The following is a 19511-nucleotide window of genomic DNA, read 5'->3' as shown; positions in this document are numbered from 1 at the left end:
AGTGAAACACTCCATCCTCATTCTCGGCGGCACGGCGGAGGCCAGAAAACTGGCGGCAGAGCTCGCCGGCGATCCGCGCTTCACGACCGAACTTTCGCTGGCCGGTCGCACGCGCGCTCCGGCAGAACAGCCCGTGCCGGTACGGATCGGCGGTTTTGGCGGTGCGGAAGGCCTGGCTGCCTATCTGCGGGACAAGGGTATCACGATCCTGATCGATGCAACCCACCCCTATGCGGCGCAGATCTCCCGCAATGCGGCCGAGGCTGCGAAGCGGGCGGATGTGCCTTTGATTGCGCTCCGCCGTTCTCCCTGGCGCCGGCTGCAGGGTGACCGTTGGATTGAAGTCGCCAGTGTCCGTGAGGCTGTCACGGCATTGGGCAAAAGCCCGAGAAAAGTCTTCCTCACCCTCGGCCGGCAGGAACTTCTGCCTTTTGAGGCGGCGCCGCAGCATCATTACGTCATCCGCAGCGTCGATCCCGTTGAACCGCCGCTTGCTGTGCCGCATGCGATCTATCTGACGGAGCGCGGCCCGTTTGCCGAAACGGATGAGACACGCTTGCTGAAAGAGCAGGGCATCGAGGTGATCGTTGCCAAGAACAGCGGCGGGCCTTCGAGCTACGGCAAGATCGCCGGCGCCCGTGCGCTCGGTATCGAGGTGATCCTCGCGCGCCGTCCGGATTTGCCGGATGTGCCGTCGGTGGAGACCGTGGAAGAGATGCTTGCCTGGCTCGATCATGTCCCGGCGCCCTTGAAAGAACGCGGCGAATAAACGATCGGCCGCTGGCCTTCCCGCTCGATGATCCGGGTTTCCGGCGTCCCGACGATCACACAGGTCGCCATGTCGGCCATGCCGCTTTCGGCCTCCGAAAGGGGCACGATCCGGATCGCTTCGTCCGGCCGACCCGCTGCCCGGCCGAAGATCACCGGAACCTCACCCGGCAAATGCCGGCGCAGCAGGGCGAAGGCGTCGCCGAGCTGGTGCGGCCGCGCCTTGCTGACCGGATTGTAGAAGGCCATGACGAAACCGGCTTCTGCTGCCGCAATCAGTCTCTTCTCGATGATTTCCCAGGGCTTCAGGTTATTGGAGAGCGAGATGGCGCAGAAATCATGCCCCAGCGGCGCGCCGGCCCTGGCTGCTACCGCCAGCATGGCCGTTACCCCCGGCACGACGGAAAAATCGATACTGCGCCATTCGACCGGGCCTTCATCGATTGCTTCGCAAACCGCCGCCGCCATGGCGAAGACGCCGGGATCGCCGCCGGAGACGACACAGACTTTGCCGCCATTGGCGGCCATCTCCAAAGCGGCCCGGGCACGCGCCAGTTCCTCGCGGTTGTCGGATGCATGGCGCCGCTGGTCCGGTCGAAGGTTCAGTCGGTCAATATAGGGAAAATAGCCGAAGAAATCCTCCGCTGCCGCCACGGCCGCCAAAGCTTCCGGCGTCATTTGATCCGGATTGCCTGGCCCAAGGCCGACGACTGTCAGCGAACCGCTCATCGGTCGTCTCCCGGCCGCGCCTTCCAGCCGGGAACCAGCACGATCGAGAAATAGGGCGCCGGGCTCTCATCACGCTCTTCCAGTTTCTGGGCCGCACCGTTCGCCATCGTGCCGCGTTCCACGTAGAGCGCGCCGGACAGTTTCCCAACCGACGCGAGCGCACGGCGGATCTTCGGCAGGTTGCGGCCGACCTTCATGATCACGGCGCCGTCCGTGTTTGCCAGGCGTTCGGCCAGCTTTTCCTCGGGCAGCGTGCCCGGCAGCACGCTCAAGATGTCGTCGCCCTGAACCAGCGGCAGGCCCGTCATCGACCAGCAGCCGGACATGGCGGTGACGCCCGCCACGACTTCCGCCTGATAACGGCTCGCCAGCCGCACATGCAGGTGCATGTAGGAGCCGTAGAACAGCGGATCGCCTTCGCTGAGCACCACTACGTTCTTGCCTGCGTCAAGGTAGGCGGCGATCTCATTCGCCGAGCGGTCGAAGAACTCGGCGATCGGGCCGCGATACTCTGCCTCGTCCTTGTTAGTCTCAACCGTTACCGGATAAACGAGCGGCAGTTCCAGCGTGCCCGGCCGGACATGCGCTTCGACGATGGCGCGGCCGTTGCCCGTGCTGCCCTTCTTGCAGAAAAAGGCGATGACATCCGCCTCGCTGATGGTACGCGCCGCCTTCAGCGTCAGCAGTTCCGGATCGCCCGGCCCCGTGCCGACACCGGTAAGCTTGCCTTTGAGGACCGCCGCGTTCAAAGGCCAGCCCTCGCAAGCGCGTTGACGCAGGCCGCCGTCATCGCTGAACCGCCCATTCGCCCGCGTACGATGGCGTAAGGGATGCCGAGTGCTGATTCCGTCAGCGCTTCCTTGGACTCCGCCGCCCCCACGAAGCCGACCGGCATGCCGATGATCGCGGCCGGGCGCGGCGCGCCGGCATCCAGCATTTCGAGCAGGCGGAAGAGCGCCGTCGGCGCATTGCCGATCGCCACAAGCGCGCCTTCCATTTCATCCCAGAGGTCCAATGCGGCGGCTGAGCGGGTGTTGCCGATCGTCTTTGCGAGCTCAATGGTGCGGCTGTCTCGCAGCGTGCAGATCACATCGTTATCGGCAGGCAGCCGGGCGCGGGTAATGCCATGCGCGACCATTTCGGCGTCGCAGTAGATCGGCCTGCCGTCATAAAGCGCGCCGCGCGCCTGGGCGACGAAATCCTTCGAAAAGTGGAATTGCTGCGCCGCCTCGACAAGCCCGCAGGCGTGGATCATCCGTACGGCGATTTCGGCCTGCTCGGCGGAAAAGGCCGAAAGATCGGCTTCCTGGCGGATGATCGCGAACGACTTTTCGTAGATCGAGTCGCCTTCGCGAATATAGTCATAGTTGTTCATGGTCGTCCTGACGTTACGGCCGCAGCGAGCCGATCGGTTCCGAGTCGGGCTAGGCAGGCGGCGGAATTTTCCCCTTCGCGTCGTTCGGTCCGAACGAAATCGGCGATGCGGCGAAGAGAGGCGTTGGTATCGGCAAATGAGACGGAGGCAAAGGGCGGCTCGGCTGCCTTGCCCCGCCCGATCAGGGAAATGCCATCGGCCGTCCCGCAGAGCGTCAATGCAGAGGGCTCCGGATGGGCGCAGCCTTTCGGGCAGCCCGTCACATGCAGCTTGAACGACCCGTCGAGCAGGTCGGCACATTCGGCTGCGGCCTCAGACGCAATGTCGTGGGTTGCGATCGTCGCCGACGTGCAGGCCGGGCTTCCCGGGCAGGCGGCGATATGTCCCCGCGGGTCGGCGGAGGACGTGATGAAGCCATTCTGACCTGCGAAATCGGAGAGCGCTTTGCAGGCTTCATGCGTTCCAAAGAACAATAGCGAGTGATCCAAGGCGGGTTTCAGGAATTTGATCCCCAGTTGCTCTGTCCTTTCGGAGAGCATGATGAGGCTTTCAGCCTTTGCCTGGCCGAACGCGGGACCGAGGCCGATGGCATAGACGCCGTTCGAAAGGGCAAATCGGCCGAAGGGCGAGACCGGGGGCGGCACGTCCGTATTCACCGGAAGCCCGTCTGCAAGATCGCGGCCTCGTGCTCTGTTTCCCATTGCTGCGAGCTTCCGAAGCAAAGAAATGGCGGTCGCGATGGCGTCGGCCTCGTTGAATATTCCGCAAATCTTTCCTGTTGCCTCCGGCCCGCCGAGCAGCAGTTTCCAGCGGATGCTTTCCCCGGATCGAACGGCGACCAGCCGGATATCCGCCAGCAGATGGGAGAGCCGCAATCTGCCATGCCCGTCTACCACGAGGCACATCTTTGGCGCGAGACCCTCGATACCGCGCGCAGCTTGCCGGATTGCTTCGGCAACCGGTCTCGGATCGACGATTTCGGTTTCATCCAGGCCGGCGAAGGGTGGAGCCTCGACCGCAAGTCCTTCACGCAAGGGAAGATTCAGCGCCCGGACTTCCGTGTCCAAGATCGTAGCGGAGATTTCCGTTAATCCGCGAGCCTGGAGATTTCCCCGCGCGGAAATATCGAGGATGCCGTTGCCGTGACGCTGTGCCAGCCTGCAGAGCTCAGCCAGTTGCCCCGCCGAAATCGCATCGATCAGCGCGATGCGGGCCAGAAGCCCGTCACCGGTCATCATCGGAGCGGAAAGCGCCGGGCAGGCGCCACGCCTCATGTCCAAAGCTTTGCGGTCGAGCGAGGGAACGGTCATGCCGACCTCCTTGTCAACATCTCGAGTTCGGCGTCGATCGCATTCCGGCGCGGGTGCCAAAGGCCGCGGCGGAGCACCGAGCGGAAACGTTCGCCCATGTAGCGCGCACCTTCGGGGTTCTGTGAGAGCAGGAAGTCGCGTACTGCTTCGTCACCGAGATACGCATCGTAGGTTGCGTCGATCAGCGACTGCGGGATGGTACGGGTAGTCTCGGCGAAGCCGATCAACCGATCGACGGTTTCCACCAGTTCGGCCGCACCACGCGGCCCGTGGCGCATCTGGCCGGCAATGAAGCGAGGATTGATGGCGCGGGCGCGCACCACACGGGTCACGGCTTCAGAGAGCGAGCGGGCCTTCGGCTTCTGTGGATCGGTGGTGTCGAGCGCGATCACATCCGCCTTGCCGCCAAGTGCCGCGACCGCCGCGGAAAACCCGCCGATGAAAGCAACGTCCGCCGAACCGTCCAAAAGATCACGGCCGGGGTCGTCGCCGGTATGGACAAGCAGGTCGGCGCTTCCAACGCGTGCGGCGAAGCGCCCGGGCATGGCCGAAGCCTCACCCTCCGCCCCGCCGAAGGCATGGCTGGTCGCGTCGAGGTAGATGCGGCCGAGTTCCTCGCGTTCATTCCATGTGCCGTCTGCGAGCTTTTCCTCGATGCCGGAACCGTAGGTGCCGGGGGCAGAACCGAAAATGCGAGGCGGCACATGGCCAAGCCTGTCGGCTTCCTCGGCCAGCGGGTTGTCGCCCGGTGCTTCCTCTCGGGCCGCGATCGCCCGCATGGCGGCGTCCAGCAGCGCGATCAGCGCCGGGAACATGTCGCGAAACAGGCCGGAGATACGGAGCGTCACGTCGACACGCGGACGGCCGAGCGCTGCCGGCGGCAGGACGTCGATCCCGGTCACGCGGCCCGTTGCCGTATCCTGTATCGGTTTTGCGCCCATCAACGCCAGAACCTGGGCGACTTCCTCGCCACCGCTACGCAGGGAAGCGCTGCCCCAGAGATCAAAAACGAGGCTTTTGGGCCAGTCGCCATGATCTTGCAGGTAGCGCCGAAGAATCTCGTCCGCGGCGCGTTTGCCAAGCTCGAAGGCAGTCGGCGTCGGCAACGTGCGCGGATCGCTGGCGAAGAGGTTGCGGCCGGTCGGCATGACGTCGCGGCGGCCGCGCGCTGGAGCACCGGACGGGCCGGGGCGGATATGCTTGCCGTCGAGCGCGTCGATCAAGGCCCGCCGCTCGGTTTCGGCACTCAGGATCCGTAACGGATCGTGGTCACCTTCCGCCACCTCGCCGAAGACATGCTGGCCGTCCTTGATCGCGAAATCCTTGAGATCACAGAGAAAGGCGTCGATGCGGGTTAACGCCGTGTCTGGGTCATCGTCGCGGGAAACGCCGGCTTCGGAAGCCAGGCCGGTATCGCGGGCCGTCTCGACGATCAGCTTTGCCAGCCGGTCACGACGGCGGCGATCGAGCCCGTCTGCCTGGGCATACTCATCGACCAGCAGTTCGAGCCTCTTCTGTTCGTCGGACAATCCGGCATCGGTCAGAACCGGCGGCAGGTGGCCGATGGTGACGGCGGAAATCCGTCGCTTGGCGACCGCTGCCTCGCCCGGATTGGAAACGATAAAGGGATAGATGACCGGCAGGCCCCCGGTCACTATCTCCGGAAAGCAATCCTTCGACAGTGCAACCGTCTTGCCCGGCAACCATTCCAACGTACCATGGGCGCCGACATGCACGATCGCATGCGCGCCGAGCGTCTCGCGCATCCACTGGCCAAAGGCTATCAGCGCATGGCGTGGCGGCAGATCCGGGTCGTGATAATCGGCCCGGCGGTCGGCGTTGCGGCCGCGATCCGGTGCCAGCGCTACGGTGATATTGCCGAAACTCGCTGCACGGAAACGGAAGGCGCCTTCTTCAAGTTCTGCGTCGGGCGGCCCCCAGGCGTTTTCCGCGTCCGGAGCCGGCCGATAGGCGGAGAGCGGATAAGAACCGGTTTCCTGGTTTAGCAGGTCAAGAAGGTCTCGCGCGGTCACCGGTATGTCAGAGATGGAATAGCCGGCTATCGAAAGCTTGCGCAGCATGTACAGCACGCTCTGCGGCACGTCCAGCCCGACGGCATAGCCTGTGCGGCCGGGTGCACTCGGATAGTCCGGCATCAGGATAACGATTTTTCGGGCGGGTCGCGGCGTAGATTTCAGGCGCAGAAAAGCGGCGATGCGCTCGGCGACCTGCTCGATTCGGTCCGGCTCCGGCCCGTTAAGAAGGTTGGCGGAATCACTGCCGGCCTTGAAAGAGATCGCGCCGGCCAATATGCGCCCGTCGAGTTCCGGCAGGACCACATGCATGGCGAGGTCTGCGGGATTGAGACCACGGCGGCTTTCCGCCCAGCCCTCGCGTCGGGTCGTAGCGATGACAACTTGGAAAACTGGCACGCCGGCGCGATCGAAGATCGTCTTGCCGTTGTCGCTCGCGCCGCTGGCAAAAGCGGTGGTGGCAATGATCGCCGCAGGCTGGATTTCGATCATCGCCTGTTCAACGAAGTCTATCGCCTCGGCGTCCTTCAACCCGCTGACGAAGATCGGGATCGGCGCGAAACCGCGTTCAACCAGCGCTTCGAACAGCGCATCGATCGGTGCGGTGTCGTTCGCGAACAACATGGAACGATAGAAGAGGACCGGCAGTCGCGGGGCGTCTGGTGAGAAATCCGCGATCAGATCGTCCAAGCCGACGATTCCGCTGCCCGGCCTGTAATAGCCTATCTTCGACATTGGTGCGGCTTGCGGCAAGATTTCAAGCTCGTCATTCGCCAGCGCGGCCAAACGCTTTGCGAGCAGACGCATATTGTCCGGTCCGCCCTCGCGGAAACAGGTAAGAATGCCGGCAAGTGCCTCTTCGGAAACAGTCGAGGCGGCAGCGAGTCTTTCATCGCGGATACTGCATTCGCCGGGCAGAAGCGCGAGCGCGATCTTCTTGAGCCGCGCCAGCCGCGAAATCTCTTCGACACCATATGACCAGCGATCATAGCCGCCAAGGATGCGCACGAGAATAACTTTGGCATGTGCCGCCGTCTTTTCGATCCAAAGATCGACAGACATGGGATGCCTGAGATCAGCGAGATTGGTCAATCGCAGGGTCGGCTGACCTTGGCCCCATGCGGCGGAAATGCCGTTCAGATCGCTGCCGGAAAAGGACAGCACCACCACATCGGCCGGCGACTGGTTCAGGTCGATCGGGTCGATCAGGTCGTCGAGCGACGACGATGTGGTGGCGAGTATGTGCATCCTTCTCTCTGGGTTTCTGTTTTCCCTCGGCAATTGCCAACGGAAAACCGCTTCACACCTTTCCTGGAATTGCCATCACGCGGCCAGCATCCTTTCGATCGCGGCGCGGTCGATGCCCTTTTCGCCGATTACGACAAGGCGGCTTATCCGCGCCTCACCGGGCGCCCAGGCTCGGTCGAAATAGTGGTTTACGCGCGATCCTACCGCCTGGACCTGCAGGCGCATCGGTTTGTTCGCGACTTCCACGAAGCCTTTTATGCGCAGTACGTTCTCCGCCTCCGCCGTCGCCGAAATGCGGGCAGCCAATTCGTCAGCATCGGCAACAGCCGGGAGATCGACTACAAAGCTGTCGAAATCATCATGATCGTGGTCGAGTTCGTCATCGTGATGGGTCTTGCGGTTCTCGATATCGTCTTCGACGGCGAGGCCAAGCCCGATCAGCACGGCCGGATCGATAGCGCCATTGTCAGCCGAGACGATCTTCACGGCGCGCGGCAGATGCGCTGCGACGCGGTCCCGGGCGGTCGCAAGGCCTGTCGCATCGAGGAGATCACTCTTGGTCAGAACGATCATGTCGGCGCAGGCGACCTGGTCCTCGAACACTTCCTCGACCGGGTCGTCGTGGTCGATGGAGCCGTCCGCCTGGCGCTGGGCCTCCAGCGCGTCATGGTCGTCGGCAACGCGGCCTTCGGCCAGTGCCACACCATCCACAACGGCGATAACGCCGTCCACCGTGACACGCGCCTTGACGGCCGGCCACTGAAAAGCCTGAACGAGCGGCTTCGGCAGCGCAAGGCCGGAGGTTTCGATCAGGATGTGGTCGACGCGCGGCTCGCGTGAAAGAATCTGGTCGATCGCCGGTACGAAGTCGTCCGCCACAGTGCAGCAGATGCAGCCGTTGGCAAGCTCGATGACGTTGTCTTCCGGGCAGCTCTCGATGCCGCAGCCCTTCAGTATCCCGCCGTCGATGCCGACATCACCGAATTCGTTGACGATGATCGCCAGTCGCTTGCCGTCGAGTTTCCCGATCAGGCTGCGGATCAGCGTGGTCTTTCCGGCCCCCAGGAACCCGGTGACGACGGTGCAGGGAACGCGGTCGAAGCTGACGCTCATGATGGCATGTCCTCGTGATGATGAAAGGGTGGGATGCGGGCTGTCATGCCCTTGCCGCGCAGACATGTCGGGCGGCCGCGTAGAGGAAGGAAACCGCGCTCGTCCTCGGCCAGCATCATCGCGCCGGTGATGACGTCCTCGACATTTTCGAGGGACAGATGGCCAAAGACATAGGACCAACCGTTGCGGTGATTGAAGGCGGCGCTGGGGCTTTTTTCGCAATTGGCAAGGCAGGTGACGGGCTTGACCGCGAGCGGCTTACCGGCCGCTGCTTCACGGAGCGCTGCAATCAGCGCTATGCCCGGCCGAACGTCGCTGTCGGAGACATCACGGCAATTGGTACAGACGAAAATCGTCACATCTGCCGGATCATCTGGTCGGTGGTCACTCATCGGTCAGCCGCGTTCCCGCCGGGGTCGAAACAATCGGGGCGCGGAGCAGAGGGCTGAAACCGCCTGCGGTGATCGAGAACTTCCTCCGGAGCACCCCGCCCGGTGAAGCAAAAACATCAGATGGCAGGTCTCCTGGCTTGCGGGTCACCGCCATTTGCCTGCCTTCCCGGCTTCCCAGTGGCTTATAGGCAATGGCTCGCCGCTTACAGTTGCGGGGGCAGCCGCGGCATTGATCGCGAAAGGGATCTCACCGCATTCTCTCTTAGCCCTCCCCGTTGCCGGAAAGGGACCATCTCTTTTCAAGTAAGCCCGGTCGCATGCTTATGTCAATGCGTCGCAAAGGCGATTGCCGTAAGGCCGATTTCGTCTATAGTGAGCCAGCCTATGGTGTCCCGAAAGGGTATTTGAGGGAATGCGGTGCGACGGATCTGCCGTCAAACCCGCGGCTGCCCCCGCAACTGTAAGCGGAAAGTCTTCGTCCATGATGCCACTGGAGCAATCCGGGAAGGCGGGCGCAAGATGCCTGATCCGCGAGCCAGGAGACCTGCCAAAGGCGAGAAAAAACTTCAACGGCCCTCGGGTGGAGGGCGAAAGGACAAGGCAATGGCAACGAAAACCGCTTCGACGGCAGTCGGTATTTCCTCCTCGAAGATCATCCCGCTCAGCATGACGGCCCTGCTGGGGCTCTTCGTCGTCGGTTTCGTCGGCTTCTCGCATATGGAAGTCGTGCACAATGCCGCGCACGATTCGCGTCATTCCTTCGCTTTCCCCTGCCACTGAGGGGAGTTTCCCATGTCGTTGTTTCGTAACATCGTCTTCACGGCGGTGATCGCCGGGCTATTGTCCGGACTGCTGCTCACCATCATGCAGAGCTTTTCCACTGTTCCGCTGATCCTGCAAGCCGAGACCTACGAGAATGCGGGTGGCGAAGAGGCCGGCCATAGTCACGAGGCCGCGCCTGCCGGCGCTGTCGCTCCGGCGGCAGATCACCATGACGAAGAAGCATGGATGCCGGCCGATGGCTTCGAGCGCTTCATTTATACGGCCGCCGCCGACATGCTGGCTGCGATCGGTTTCGGTCTTGTTCTGATCGCGGTTTCGGAAGCCCTGGGCGGTCTCAAAGGCTGGCGCGGCGGGCTGATGTTCGGTATTGCCGGCTTCCTGACTGTCAGTTTGGCCCCAGGGCTCGGCCTCCCACCGGAACTTCCGGGCATGCCGGCTGCTGAGCTTGGCCCCCGTCAGATCTGGTGGATTTCGACCGCAGTCTGCACTGCAACGGGCCTTGGCCTCCTTGCCTATACGCGCTCAGCCGTATTCGCCGCGCTGGCGATCGTTCTGCTGATCGCGCCACATATCGTCGGCGCGCCGCTGCCGCCCAGCCATGAAACGGCTGTGCCACCAGCGCTCTACGCCCGCTTCGTGAATGCGGTCTACGCCACGAACCTGGTGTTCTGGGCTGTACTCGGTGCGTTGACCGGGATGATACGCGAACGCTTCCGTACAGGGGAAGAGATCGCAGCGCGGTCTGATGGGGAGCTCGTATCGCGGTGAAGGGGATCGACGAGGCATCGGTCGAACGTCATCGCGCCAAGATGGTGAACCGCAAGGCAGCGCAGGACAAGGAAGTCGCCGGGAAGACCGTCGAAAAGGGTCTTCTCATCGTCCACACCGGTCCCGGCAAGGGCAAATCCACAGCCGCCTTTGGTCTGGCGCTGCGCATGCTCGGCAACAATCGCCGCGTCGGCGTGGTGCAGTTCATCAAGGGTGCCTGGTCGACCGGCGAGCAGCCTGCCTTGGCGCTGTTCGGCGACCGGGTCGTCTGGCACACGATGGGCGAAGGCTTCACCTGGGAAACGCAGGATCTGACCCGGGACATCGCAGCCGCCGAAAAGGCTTGGGCGAAGGCTCTGGATCTGATGGCTGACGAGACGATCGGACTCGTCATTCTCGACGAACTCAATATCGCGCTTCGTTACGACTATCTCGATCTCGACAAGGTGGTCGCAGCACTTCAGGCGCGGCGGCCGGACCTTCACGTGGTCGTCACCGGCCGCAACGCCAAGCCGGCGCTGATCGAGGCGGCGGACATGGTCACAGAGATGACGCTGGTCAAACATCACTTCAAGGCGGGCGTGAAGGCCCAGTCCGGCATCGAGTTTTAACGGCATGACCGCTCGCGCGCTGATGTTTCAGGGTACGGGTTCGGATGTGGGCAAGTCGCTGGTGGTGGCCGGGCTCGCCCGCGCCTTTACGCTGCGCGGGCTGAAAATCATGCCCTTCAAGCCGCAGAATATGTCGAACAACGCGGCAGTCACGGCGGATGGCGGCGAGATCGGACGGGCGCAGGCCTTGCAGGCGCGTGCGGCCGGCGTACCGCTCAGCGTACATATGAATCCTGTGCTTCTGAAGCCTCAGAGCGACGTCGGCGCGCAGGTCGTGGTGCAGGGCAAGGTCGAAGGCAATGCCAAGGCCGCCGAATACCAGGGCCTCAAGCGGAAACTGATGCCGCGGGTGCAGGAAAGTTTCGACCTTCTCCGCAACCAGGCCGATCTGGTGCTGGTGGAAGGCGCCGGTAGCGCTTCGGAAATCAATCTCCGCCGCAATGACATTGCCAATATGGGGTTTGCTCGGGCGGCGGATGTGCCCGTCGTGCTGATCGGCGATATCGACCGCGGCGGCGTGATTGCCAGCCTTGCCGGCACGAAACTTGTGCTCGATCCCGAAGATGCGGCGATGATCCGCGGGTTCATCGTCAACCGGTTCCGGGGCGATCCGGCCTTGTTTGCCGAAGGCATGCGGATGATTGAAGAACTGACCGGCTGGCGATCGATCGGGCTTTTGCCGCATTTCGCTGATGCAGCGCTTCTGCCGGCGGAGGATGCGCTCGGGCTCAACCAGTCCTTCGCTCGCAAGTCCGGCGCGAGAATCCGCATCGCAGTGCCGATCCTGCCGCATATCTCCAATTTCGACGATCTTGACCCGCTGGAAGCGGAGCCGGAGGTCGATCTCATCCGTGTCAGGCGCGGCGCGGCCATTCCGGGGGATTGCGACCTCGTGCTGCTGGTCGGCTCGAAAGCGACCGTCTCCGATCTGGCTGCGCTTCGCGAGTCCGGTTTCGATTTGGATATCGCTGCTCACGTTCGTCGCGGTGGGCGCGTACTCGGCCTTTGCGGCGGTTATCAGATGCTGGGCAAACGGATCTCCGATCCGGATGGCATCGAAGGATCACCCGCTTCGGTCGAAGGGCTTGGCCTGCTGGATGTCGAGACCGTCTTGTCCACCGATAAGCGCCTGGAAGCAGTTTCGGGCGAAAGCTTCGATGGAGTTCCTTTATCCGGCTATGAGATGCATATCGGCCGGACGTCCGGGGCCGATTGTCGACGCCCGTTCTCGGTGATCGACAGTAACCCGGATGGTGCGATATCGGCGGATGGCCGGGTTTGGGGCACCTACCTTCATGGGCTTTTTTCGGATGACCGGCAGAGGTCGGTCTGGTTGACACGGCTTGGCGGCGCGGCGTCGGTCCTGGATTATCAGGCCGGGGTGGATAATGTGCTCGACCGGCTGGCCGCCCATATGGAACGGCATCTCGATCTCGATGGATTGCTCACGCTTGCCAGATGACCCATGCCAGGAAGCCGAAAAGGCCGATAAGGAGCGCGTCCGCGACGCGGGCGAGTTTCAGCGCACGGCGGATATCGTCTTGGGTAAGTTCCGAGCGCCCGCCTTCGCCCATAAAACGCGCCTCGATCATCTGCCCGCCATAGCTCCGCGGCCCTGCAAGCGCTATGCCGAGTGCGCCGGCCATCGCCGCTTCCGGCCAACCGGCATTCGGAGAGCGATGGTGGCGTGCGTCGCGGAAGATGGCCTTGATCGCATTCCTAGGCGAAGCCTTGTCGACGAAAAAAGCCGCCAGCACGAACAGAAACGCACTCAGCCGCGAGGCCGGCAGATTAATGAGGTCGTCGAAACGTGCGGCCGCCCAGCCGAAGGCTTCGTGTCGCGGATTGCGGTGGCCGATCATGCTGTCGGCGGTATTGGCTGCCTTGTAGGCCGCACCGCCCGCGAGGCCGCCGACGCCCATCCAGAAAGCCGGCGCCACGACGCCATCGGAAAAATTCTCCGCCAGGCTTTCGATCGCTGCACGGCAGACGGCGGCCTCATCGAGCTTTTCCGGATCGCGGCCGACGATCATCGAGACGGCCTTGCGCCCGGCTTGGAGCCCGCCATCCTTCATCGCGTCGGCAACCGCTTCGACATGCTTTTCAAGGCTTTTCTGAGCCGGCAGGCTGGCGGCTATCAGACACAGCAGAGCCGCTCCCAGGGGGATTGTCAGAAGTCCGTATTCGATCACCAGCGCCACGGCGATTGTCACGCCGAGCAGCATCGACAGAACAAGCACGCCCATGCGCTTGCGCGTGGCGGAATCATCGGCCTCGCGGTTCCAATCGTTATCGAGACGGGATATCAGCCAGCCCATCCAGGTGACCGGGTGGCCGATCACCCGGAACAACCAGTCTGGATAACCGAAGATGCGCTCTATGATCAGGGCGAAAAATGCGAGAAGGAACATGCCGGTGACTGCATCTGAGATTGGTGGTCCGATAGCGCATGGCGGCAATCTGTCCCGTGCACGGGCGCTGTTTCCGCACGCGCCCGAACCCTGGATCGATCTTTCCACCGGTATCAATCCTTATTCCTATCCGCATTCCCCTTTGCCCGACAATGCCTTTGCACGCCTGCCGGACCCCGCACTGGCAGAAAGGCTGAAGGCGATCGCAGCGGAAGCCTATGGCGCGCCCTCGGCTGCCCATATGGCGGCGGGGCCGGGCACGCAGATCCTGTTGCCGATCCTCGCGAGCCTGCTTGGGCAAGGCGGGAAGGCTACGATCCTTTCTCCGACCTATGCCGAACACGCCCGCGCTGCGCGGATGGCCGGTTTTGAGGTGACCGAAACCGACGATCTGGATCGGCTAGCTTCCGCAGATCTTGCCGTCATCGTCAATCCCAACAATCCGACCGGCCGAATCGTCTCGAAGAGTGATCTTCTGGCGCTTGCAGCCATCATGCGAGCAAAAGGCGGATTGCTGGTCGTCGATGAAGCCTTCGTTGACGTCTCGGAAGCCGCGAGCGCAGCGGATGCGGTCGATGCCGGCGGACTTATCGTGCTGCGGTCCTTTGGCAAATTTTACGGCATGGCGGGCCTGAGGCTCGGTTTTGCGATCTCTCGTCCGGATATCGCCCGAAGGATCGAGGGCCAGCTCGGCCCTTGGGCCGTTTCCGGTCCGGCGTTGCATATTGCCAGCGAAGCGCTGGCCGACGGTCGGTGGCAGGCGATGATGCGACAACGATTGCGCGATGATGCCACGAATCTTGATATCCTCCTGATTGGCGCTGGCATTCCGGTCTTCGGCGGTACATCGCTATTCCGCTTCGTTCGGGACGCGCGCGCGCAGGCGATTTTCCGGCATTTGGGTGAGCGCGGCATCGTCACTCGCCGCTTCGAAGAACGGCCGGATGATCTCAGGATAGGGCTTCCCGACAAAAATGGCTGGCGAAGACTGGAAGACGCTCTGAAAACTATTTAGCCGGCGAATCGAATTTGTCGCGCCATGCGGCCTGTGCCTTGAGCACGGGTAAGGCGGTTGCCTCATAGACACCGCGGGCCACTGCTCGGGCGGTCACGATCGTTGCGAGATGGCAGAGTTCGGCAAAGGCCGTCATGTCGTCCAGCGGTTTTGTCCCCGTCGCGGCGGAAAAGATCGTGTCGCCATCGCCTGGCAGGTGCGCCGGCAGAACGGCGCGCGCCAATCCGTCATGCGCCATGATCGAAAGCCGATGCGCCTGCGCTTTCGTCAGGACGGCATCGGTCACTACGACGCCGATCGTCGTGGCCTTCAGGTTGACGCCTTTGAGCCGCAGGGCCGAATGGCTTTCGGTGAACTTTTGCGGCAGGCCGAAGCCGCCGAACTCCTCGTTCTGTTCAAACGGAGCTGCCCAGAAATGCGGGCCTCCGGCGACAGTCGCGGAGCCCATGGCGTTGACCGCGAGCAGGGCCGCGATCGTGTGGCCGGCTGAGGTTCTTGCGCTCGCCGAACCGAGCCCACCTTTGAATGTCGCGGTTGAGGCACCCGTGCCGGCTCCTATAGTTCCGAGCGTAAAAGCGCCTTTCGCAGTGGCCTTGAAGGCGTCGTAGCCCATCTCCCGATAGGGAGAATGCCGACCCCAGTCCTTGTTGCCGCCGTTCAGGAGATCCATCAGGATTGCCTGCGGTACGATCGGTACACGGACGTTGCCGACCTGGAAGCCACGGCCGATTTCACGAAGCCCCGCCTGCACTCCGCCCGCCGCGTCCAGTCCGAAGGCCGAACCGCCGGACAGCACGAAGGCGTCGACCGCCTGAACGGTCATCGACGGGTCGAGCAGTGCAGTATCCCGACCGCCCGGCGCGCCACCGAGCACCGAGCCGGAAGCGACTGCCGGTTCGTCGAAGACGATCGCCGTCACGCCTGAACCCAGCGCAAGATCGGTGGCATGGCCGACGGCCACACCTTCAATGTCGGTCAAGAGGTTCAGGGGCGCGGCCATGGGTTCACTCGATGTCGAACTTGACCCCCTGCGCCAGCGGCAGGGTGCGGCCATAGTTCAGCGTGTTGGTGGCGCGGCGCATATAGGCCTTCCAGGCATCGGAGCCGGATTCGCGGCCACCGCCGGTTTCTTTTTCACCACCGAAGGCACCACCGATCTCGGCGCCTGAGGGACCGATATTGACGTTGGCGATGCCGCAATCCGAACCGCGGGCGGAAACGAAGGTCTCGGCCTCGCGCATGTCATTGGTGAAGATCGAGGAGGAGAGACCCTGCGGCACATCGTTATGCAGGTCCAGTGCCTCTTCGAAACTCGAATATTTCATCACATAGAGAATCGGCGCGAAAGTCTCGTCCTTGACCGGACCCGTCTGGGCCGGCATTTCCACGATCGCGGGGCGGACGTAATAGGCGTCGACCGCCTCGTTCCCGAGGACGCGCTCGCCTCCGGTCACCTTGCCGCCTTCGGATTTCGCCGCTTCCAGCGCCTTCTGCATCTTCTCATAGGCCGCCTTGTCGATCAGCGGGCCGACGAGTGTGCCGTTCTCCAGCGGACTGCCGATCGTGACGGACTGATAGGCCTTCGTCAGGCGAGGCACCAGCGCGTCGTAGACGCTGTCATGCACGAAGAGACGGCGCAGCGTCGTACAGCGCTGGCCGGCCGTACCCATGGCGGCGAAAGCGACGCCGCGGAGCGTCAGGTCGAGATCGGCCGTCGGGGCGACGATCGCGGCATTGTTGCCGCCAAGTTCGAGGATCGAGCGGGCGAAACGCTGCGCCAGCCGCGGGCCGACCGTGCGGCCCATAGCAGTCGAGCCGGTGGCGGAGACGAGCGGCACTTTCTCATGGTCGACGAGAATCTCGCCGATCTCGCGGCCGCCGATCAGCACGGTCGAAAGGTTCTTCGGCGCGGTGTAGCCTTCGGCGACATAACGGGTCAGCGCCCTGTCGAAGATCGCCTGGGTGGCGAGCGCCGTCAATGGTGTCTTCTCCGACGGTTTCCAGACGGTGGAATTGCCGCAGACGATGGCGAGCGCCGCGTTCCAGGACCAGACGGCGACGGGGAAGTTGAAGGCGGAAATGATGCCGATCGCGCCCAGCGGATGCCAGGTTTCCATCATGCGGTGGTCGGCGCGTTCGGTGGCGATAGTGAGGCCGTAGAGCTGGCGGGAGAGGCCGACCGCGAAATCGCAAATGTCGATCATTTCCTGCACTTCGCCCAGGCCTTCGGAAATCACCTTGCCGACCTCGATCGAAACCAGCCGGCCCAGCGCGGTCTTGGTTGCGCGCAATTCCTCGCCGAGGAGACGTATCAGCTCGCCGCGCTTCGGAGCCGGCACCAGCCGCCATTCGAGGAAAGCCTTATGGGCGGCTTCGATGGCTTGTCTTGCGCTGGCAGGTGTCTCTTCCGGCAGCTTGCCGATTTCGGCGCCGGTGATCGGCGAACGGACGGCAAGGGTGCCGCCGGTATAATTTTCGGCTTTTACGCCGAGATCGCCCAAGATGGTTTTTACCTCAGCAGCGAGATCGAGAGTGGCAAGGGTCATGTCAGTCTCCGGAATCGAATTTCGGTCAATCTTAGAAATCGGCGGCGGTTTGGCAATCAGAAGCGTTCGCCGGCGAAATGGGCGATTTGCGCGCCCGCCTCGTAATAGGCTTCCTTCAGCGCGCGAAAGCCCGGTTCTTTCGGTTCGGTCAGCGGCAGTGGGAGGTCGGCTTCGGAAACCTCGCCGAGAATATGCCGGGCAAGCAGTTTTCCGAAAGTGGTGCCGGGCGCGATGCCGCGGCCATTGTAGCCGGAAAAACCGATCACGTTGTGGTTGAATTTGTGGAAACGCGGCAGTGCATTGTCGGTCATGCCGATCTGACCGTACCATTCCGCTTCGAACTCCACCTCGCCAATCTGTGGGAAGAGGCGTGCAAGCGAGCGCTTCGCCCATGCTTTGTGAACGGCGATACCGGTGCCGCGCAACGCGCCGACCGAGCCGAAGACCAGCCGGCCGGCCTGATCCATGCGGAAGGAGGAGAGGATTTCCCTGGTGTCCCAGCAGCCTTCGCGGCCGGGCAGAATGGAGCGGCGAAGACTGTCACTGAGCGGCGTGGTAGCGAGATTGAAATAGGGCAGATGCACCTGCTCACGGCGCACCTGTTCCCAGGGGCCGGTGCTGTAGGCGTCGGTCGCCACGATGATCCAATCGGCAGATACCTCACCCCGTTCAGTCTTGAGGATCTTCTTGCCATTCGCCTCGCCGGTTTTGATGACGGCACTGCCGGTATGGAGCTTCGCACCGGCTTTCACCGCCGCATGCGCCAATCCCCGCACATAGGCGAGCGGTTGCAGCGTGCCGGCGCGCATATCGAGGAGCGATCCGGCATAGGCTTTCGTACCGATGCGCCGTTCCGTCTCAGTAGCATCGAGCAGGGTCACCGGCGCGCCGCGTTTCTGCCATTGCCGGGCGCGTTCCTCCAGCTCCTTCATACCGTCCGGGCCTACGGCGCAATGCAATGTACCGTTCTTTTCCAGTTCGCAGGCGATGCCGTGCCTCTCGATCAGTTCCCGAACGAGGTAGGGACCGTTGCCAAGCAGTTCGAGCGCCTTGTCGCCATAGGCAGGCCCGAGTTCCTTCAAAAAGTCGTCCGGCATGACCCACATGCCGGCATTGATAAGGCCGACATTGCGACCCGCACCGCCAAAACCGATCTCGGTTGCCTCGAGCAGCCGGACATTCACTCCAGCCTCGGCCAGATGCAGCGCAGCCGAGAGGCCGGTATAGCCGCCACCGACAATCGCCACGTCGGTGGAGACGGCTTCTTCCAGCCGTGGCGTAAGGGGCGGATAGGGCGCGGTCTTTTCCCAGAGGCCGTGAGAGCGGGGATCGTTCAGCATGATGGATTGTCCGGAGGCGTCACTCACCCCCTCTTTACAGAGAGCTGTTATCGATGAATATCGACATGTTCTCAACAGGTCATTCGCTGGAGGAATGACATGCTGCCGCCTCGGCGCTTCCTTCCCTCATTTTCGCTGCTTTCGGCTTTTGAAGCGGCAGCGCGTACCGGCAGCGTCACGGCGGCGGCGAATGAACTCGGCCTCACCCAGAGTGCCGTCAGCCGCCAGATCTCGGCCTTGGAAAATCAGCTCGGCGTGGCGCTTTTCCTGCGCGAACGGCAGACGATCCGGCTGACGCTCGCAGGCGACGGCTATGCCCGCGAGGTGCGGGAGGCGTTGAGGCGCATTTCCAATGCCTCGCTCAATCTCAAGGCCAACCCTTCCGGCGGAACGCTGAACCTTGCCATCCTGCCGTTCTTCGGTACGCGCTGGCTGACGCCCCGGATCAAGCATTTTCTCGATGCGCATCCGGGCATTGTGGTGAATCTCATCACCCGGCTGGAGCCGTTCGATTTTCGCTTCGATACGCTCGATGCTGCCATCCATTTCGGCGCGGCCCGCTGGCCAGGCGCGGCGCTCACCTTCCTGATGGAAGAAGAAGTGCTGCCGGCCTGCAGCCCTGATTTCAAGAAGCGGCATAGTCTTAAAACCCCGGCGGATGTGTTGAAGGCGCCGCTCCTGCATCTCAATACGCGGCCAGATGCCTGGGAGTTGTGGTTCACGAAAAACAAGGTCCCGTTCGATGCGCTGCATGGCATGCTGCTTGACCAGTTCATGACCATGGTCGAAGCGGCTGCCGCGGGGCTTGGCGCAGCGCTCCTGCCGCGTTTCCTGATCAGCCGGGAACTGGATCAGGGGCTGTTGGTAGCGGCTGTGGAAGGGCAGATCATGGAAACCGGGCAATACCACCTTGCCTACCCGCCCGATCGCGCCACTTATCCGCCACTTGCTGCCTTCCGGGATTGGATCATCCAGGAGGTCGAGCAGGATATGCTTGCGAACGGCGGACGCATCGGCCAATAGTCGGGTATGTCCATCATTGATCGCGCAGGCGATCCGACCGACGGGA

General features: G+C 62.9%; 18 protein-coding genes and 2 riboswitches. Of the genes, 7 read left to right on the top strand and 11 right to left on the bottom strand.

Annotated elements, in window-relative coordinates:
• The first annotated feature begins 1 nt into the window (after position 1).
• The gene (locus J2046_RS26405) at positions 2 to 769 is read left to right on the top strand and encodes a cobalt-precorrin-6A reductase (RefSeq protein ID WP_210056910.1); all 768 of its coding nucleotides are present in this window, start codon (positions 2 to 4) and stop codon (positions 767 to 769) included.
• On the opposite strand, the gene J2046_RS26400 is transcribed toward J2046_RS26405, so the two are convergent.
• From J2046_RS26400 to J2046_RS26370, 7 genes are all read right to left on the bottom strand, one after another.
• The gene (locus tag J2046_RS26400; RefSeq protein ID WP_210056908.1) at positions 733 to 1497 is read right to left on the bottom strand and encodes a precorrin-3B C(17)-methyltransferase; all 765 of its coding nucleotides are present in this window, start codon (positions 1495 to 1497) and stop codon (positions 733 to 735) included. The two genes, J2046_RS26405 and J2046_RS26400, sit on opposite strands and share 37 nt — an antisense overlap.
• Positions 1494 to 2246, bottom strand: coding sequence for a precorrin-2 C(20)-methyltransferase (locus tag J2046_RS26395; protein ID WP_210056906.1), 753 nt, complete (start codon positions 2244 to 2246; stop codon positions 1494 to 1496). Before J2046_RS26395 ends, J2046_RS26400 begins: the two co-directional genes overlap by 4 nt.
• A complete protein-coding gene (locus J2046_RS26390) occupies positions 2243 to 2872 on the bottom strand; it encodes a precorrin-8X methylmutase (RefSeq protein ID WP_210056904.1) in 630 nt (209 codons plus the stop codon). Before J2046_RS26390 ends, J2046_RS26395 begins: the two co-directional genes overlap by 4 nt.
• Positions 2869 to 4182, bottom strand: a complete 1314-nt coding sequence (gene cobG / locus J2046_RS26385) for a precorrin-3B synthase (RefSeq protein WP_233470306.1) — start codon at positions 4180 to 4182, stop codon at positions 2869 to 2871. The genes J2046_RS26390 and cobG overlap by 4 nt, the downstream gene beginning before the upstream one ends.
• Positions 4179 to 7463, bottom strand: a complete 3285-nt coding sequence (gene cobN / locus J2046_RS26380) for a cobaltochelatase subunit CobN (RefSeq protein WP_210056902.1) — start codon at positions 7461 to 7463, stop codon at positions 4179 to 4181. The genes cobG and cobN overlap by 4 nt, the downstream gene beginning before the upstream one ends.
• A 75-nt stretch (positions 7464 to 7538) precedes the next feature.
• Positions 7539 to 8576 (bottom strand): cobalamin biosynthesis protein CobW, encoded by a 1038-nt coding sequence (cobW, locus tag J2046_RS26375; protein ID WP_210056900.1) that lies wholly within the window; start codon positions 8574 to 8576, stop codon positions 7539 to 7541.
• The gene (locus J2046_RS26370) at positions 8573 to 8968 is read right to left on the bottom strand and encodes a DUF1636 family protein (RefSeq protein ID WP_210056898.1); all 396 of its coding nucleotides are present in this window, start codon (positions 8966 to 8968) and stop codon (positions 8573 to 8575) included. Before J2046_RS26370 ends, cobW begins: the two co-directional genes overlap by 4 nt.
• Positions 8969 to 9073: 105 nt before the next feature.
• A riboswitch (cobalamin riboswitch) is annotated at positions 9074 to 9277 on the bottom strand.
• 59 nt (positions 9278 to 9336) lie between these two features.
• A riboswitch (cobalamin riboswitch) is annotated at positions 9337 to 9534 on the top strand.
• Positions 9535 to 9571: 37 nt separating this feature from the next.
• Here J2046_RS26370 and J2046_RS26365 point away from each other — a divergent pair.
• From J2046_RS26365 to J2046_RS26350, 4 genes are read left to right on the top strand one after another with little or no spacing between them, the layout of a single operon-like run.
• The gene (locus tag J2046_RS26365; RefSeq protein WP_037154283.1) at positions 9572 to 9748 is read left to right on the top strand and encodes a CbtB domain-containing protein; all 177 of its coding nucleotides are present in this window, start codon (positions 9572 to 9574) and stop codon (positions 9746 to 9748) included.
• A 12-nt stretch (positions 9749 to 9760) separates the two neighbouring features.
• Entirely contained in the window at positions 9761 to 10519 is a 759-nt protein-coding gene (locus tag J2046_RS26360) for a CbtA family protein (RefSeq protein ID WP_210056896.1), read from the top strand.
• Positions 10516 to 11130 carry a cob(I)yrinic acid a,c-diamide adenosyltransferase gene (gene cobO, locus J2046_RS26355; protein ID WP_210056894.1) on the top strand — a complete coding sequence of 205 codons (615 nt, stop codon included), beginning with the start codon at positions 10516 to 10518 and terminating at the stop codon, positions 11128 to 11130. The genes J2046_RS26360 and cobO overlap by 4 nt, the downstream gene beginning before the upstream one ends.
• Before the next feature lie 4 nt (positions 11131 to 11134).
• Entirely contained in the window at positions 11135 to 12592 is a 1458-nt protein-coding gene (locus J2046_RS26350) for a cobyric acid synthase (RefSeq protein WP_210056892.1), read from the top strand.
• On the opposite strand, the gene cbiB is transcribed toward J2046_RS26350, so the two are convergent.
• Positions 12576 to 13541 (bottom strand): adenosylcobinamide-phosphate synthase CbiB, encoded by a 966-nt coding sequence (cbiB, locus tag J2046_RS26345; protein WP_210056891.1) that lies wholly within the window; start codon positions 13539 to 13541, stop codon positions 12576 to 12578. The genes J2046_RS26350 and cbiB overlap by 17 nt on opposite strands.
• Between cbiB and cobD the strand changes: the two genes are divergently transcribed.
• The gene (gene cobD / locus J2046_RS26340; RefSeq protein WP_210056890.1) at positions 13540 to 14556 is read left to right on the top strand and encodes a threonine-phosphate decarboxylase CobD; all 1017 of its coding nucleotides are present in this window, start codon (positions 13540 to 13542) and stop codon (positions 14554 to 14556) included. The two genes, cbiB and cobD, sit on opposite strands and share 2 nt — an antisense overlap.
• On the opposite strand, the gene J2046_RS26335 is transcribed toward cobD, so the two are convergent.
• Genes J2046_RS26335 through J2046_RS26325 form a run of 3 tightly spaced genes read right to left on the bottom strand, consistent with a single transcriptional unit; the run spans position 14549 to position 18442 of the window.
• Positions 14549 to 15556, bottom strand: coding sequence for a P1 family peptidase (locus J2046_RS26335; RefSeq protein WP_210056889.1), 1008 nt, complete (start codon positions 15554 to 15556; stop codon positions 14549 to 14551). The two genes, cobD and J2046_RS26335, sit on opposite strands and share 8 nt — an antisense overlap.
• Before the next feature lie 4 nt (positions 15557 to 15560).
• Entirely contained in the window at positions 15561 to 17102 is a 1542-nt protein-coding gene (amaB, locus tag J2046_RS26330; RefSeq protein WP_210056888.1) for an L-piperidine-6-carboxylate dehydrogenase, read from the bottom strand.
• Between the two features lie 56 nt (positions 17103 to 17158).
• Entirely contained in the window at positions 17159 to 18442 is a 1284-nt protein-coding gene (locus J2046_RS26325; RefSeq protein WP_210056887.1) for an NAD(P)/FAD-dependent oxidoreductase, read from the bottom strand.
• 99 nt (positions 18443 to 18541) lie between these two features.
• On the opposite strand from J2046_RS26325, the gene J2046_RS26320 reads away from it, so the two are divergent.
• On the top strand, positions 18542 to 19465 hold the full coding sequence (locus J2046_RS26320; RefSeq protein ID WP_210056886.1) for a LysR family transcriptional regulator: 924 nt from the start codon (positions 18542 to 18544) through the stop codon (positions 19463 to 19465).
• Positions 19466 to 19511: the final 46 nt, after the last annotated feature.

It is taken from the genome of Neorhizobium petrolearium (assembly GCF_017873175.1).
In the GTDB taxonomy this organism is placed as follows: domain Bacteria; phylum Pseudomonadota; class Alphaproteobacteria; order Rhizobiales; family Rhizobiaceae; genus Neorhizobium; species Neorhizobium petrolearium.
Note: the sequence above shows the minus strand (reverse complement) of the source record. Positions and strands in the feature narration are given on the sequence as shown.

Excerpts from the sequence above, each read along its gene's own strand:
- cobN (WP_210056902.1), bottom strand. The coding sequence starts at position 7,463 with ATGCACATACTCGCCACCACATCGTCGTCGCTCGACGACCTGATCGAC.
- J2046_RS26400 (WP_210056908.1), bottom strand. The coding sequence starts at position 1,497 with ATGAGCGGTTCGCTGACAGTCGTCGGCCTTGGGCCAGGCAATCCGGAT.
- J2046_RS26335 (WP_210056889.1), bottom strand. The coding sequence starts at position 15,556 with ATGGCCGCGCCCCTGAACCTCTTGACCGACATTGAAGGTGTGGCCGTC.
- J2046_RS26350 (WP_210056892.1), top strand. The coding sequence starts at position 11,135 with ATGACCGCTCGCGCGCTGATGTTTCAGGGTACGGGTTCGGATGTGGGC.
- J2046_RS26320 (WP_210056886.1), top strand. The coding sequence starts at position 18,542 with ATGCTGCCGCCTCGGCGCTTCCTTCCCTCATTTTCGCTGCTTTCGGCT.
- cobG (WP_233470306.1), bottom strand. The coding sequence starts at position 4,182 with ATGACCGTTCCCTCGCTCGACCGCAAAGCTTTGGACATGAGGCGTGGC.
- cbiB (WP_210056891.1), bottom strand. The coding sequence starts at position 13,541 with ATGTTCCTTCTCGCATTTTTCGCCCTGATCATAGAGCGCATCTTCGGT.
- cobD (WP_210056890.1), top strand. The coding sequence starts at position 13,540 with ATGCCGGTGACTGCATCTGAGATTGGTGGTCCGATAGCGCATGGCGGC.
- J2046_RS26365 (WP_037154283.1), top strand. The coding sequence starts at position 9,572 with ATGGCAACGAAAACCGCTTCGACGGCAGTCGGTATTTCCTCCTCGAAG.
- J2046_RS26370 (WP_210056898.1), bottom strand. The coding sequence starts at position 8,968 with ATGAGTGACCACCGACCAGATGATCCGGCAGATGTGACGATTTTCGTC.
- cobW (WP_210056900.1), bottom strand. The coding sequence starts at position 8,576 with ATGAGCGTCAGCTTCGACCGCGTTCCCTGCACCGTCGTCACCGGGTTC.
- amaB (WP_210056888.1), bottom strand. The coding sequence starts at position 17,102 with ATGACCCTTGCCACTCTCGATCTCGCTGCTGAGGTAAAAACCATCTTG.
- J2046_RS26360 (WP_210056896.1), top strand. The coding sequence starts at position 9,761 with ATGTCGTTGTTTCGTAACATCGTCTTCACGGCGGTGATCGCCGGGCTA.
- J2046_RS26325 (WP_210056887.1), bottom strand. The coding sequence starts at position 18,442 with ATGCTGAACGATCCCCGCTCTCACGGCCTCTGGGAAAAGACCGCGCCC.
- J2046_RS26390 (WP_210056904.1), bottom strand. The coding sequence starts at position 2,872 with ATGAACAACTATGACTATATTCGCGAAGGCGACTCGATCTACGAAAAG.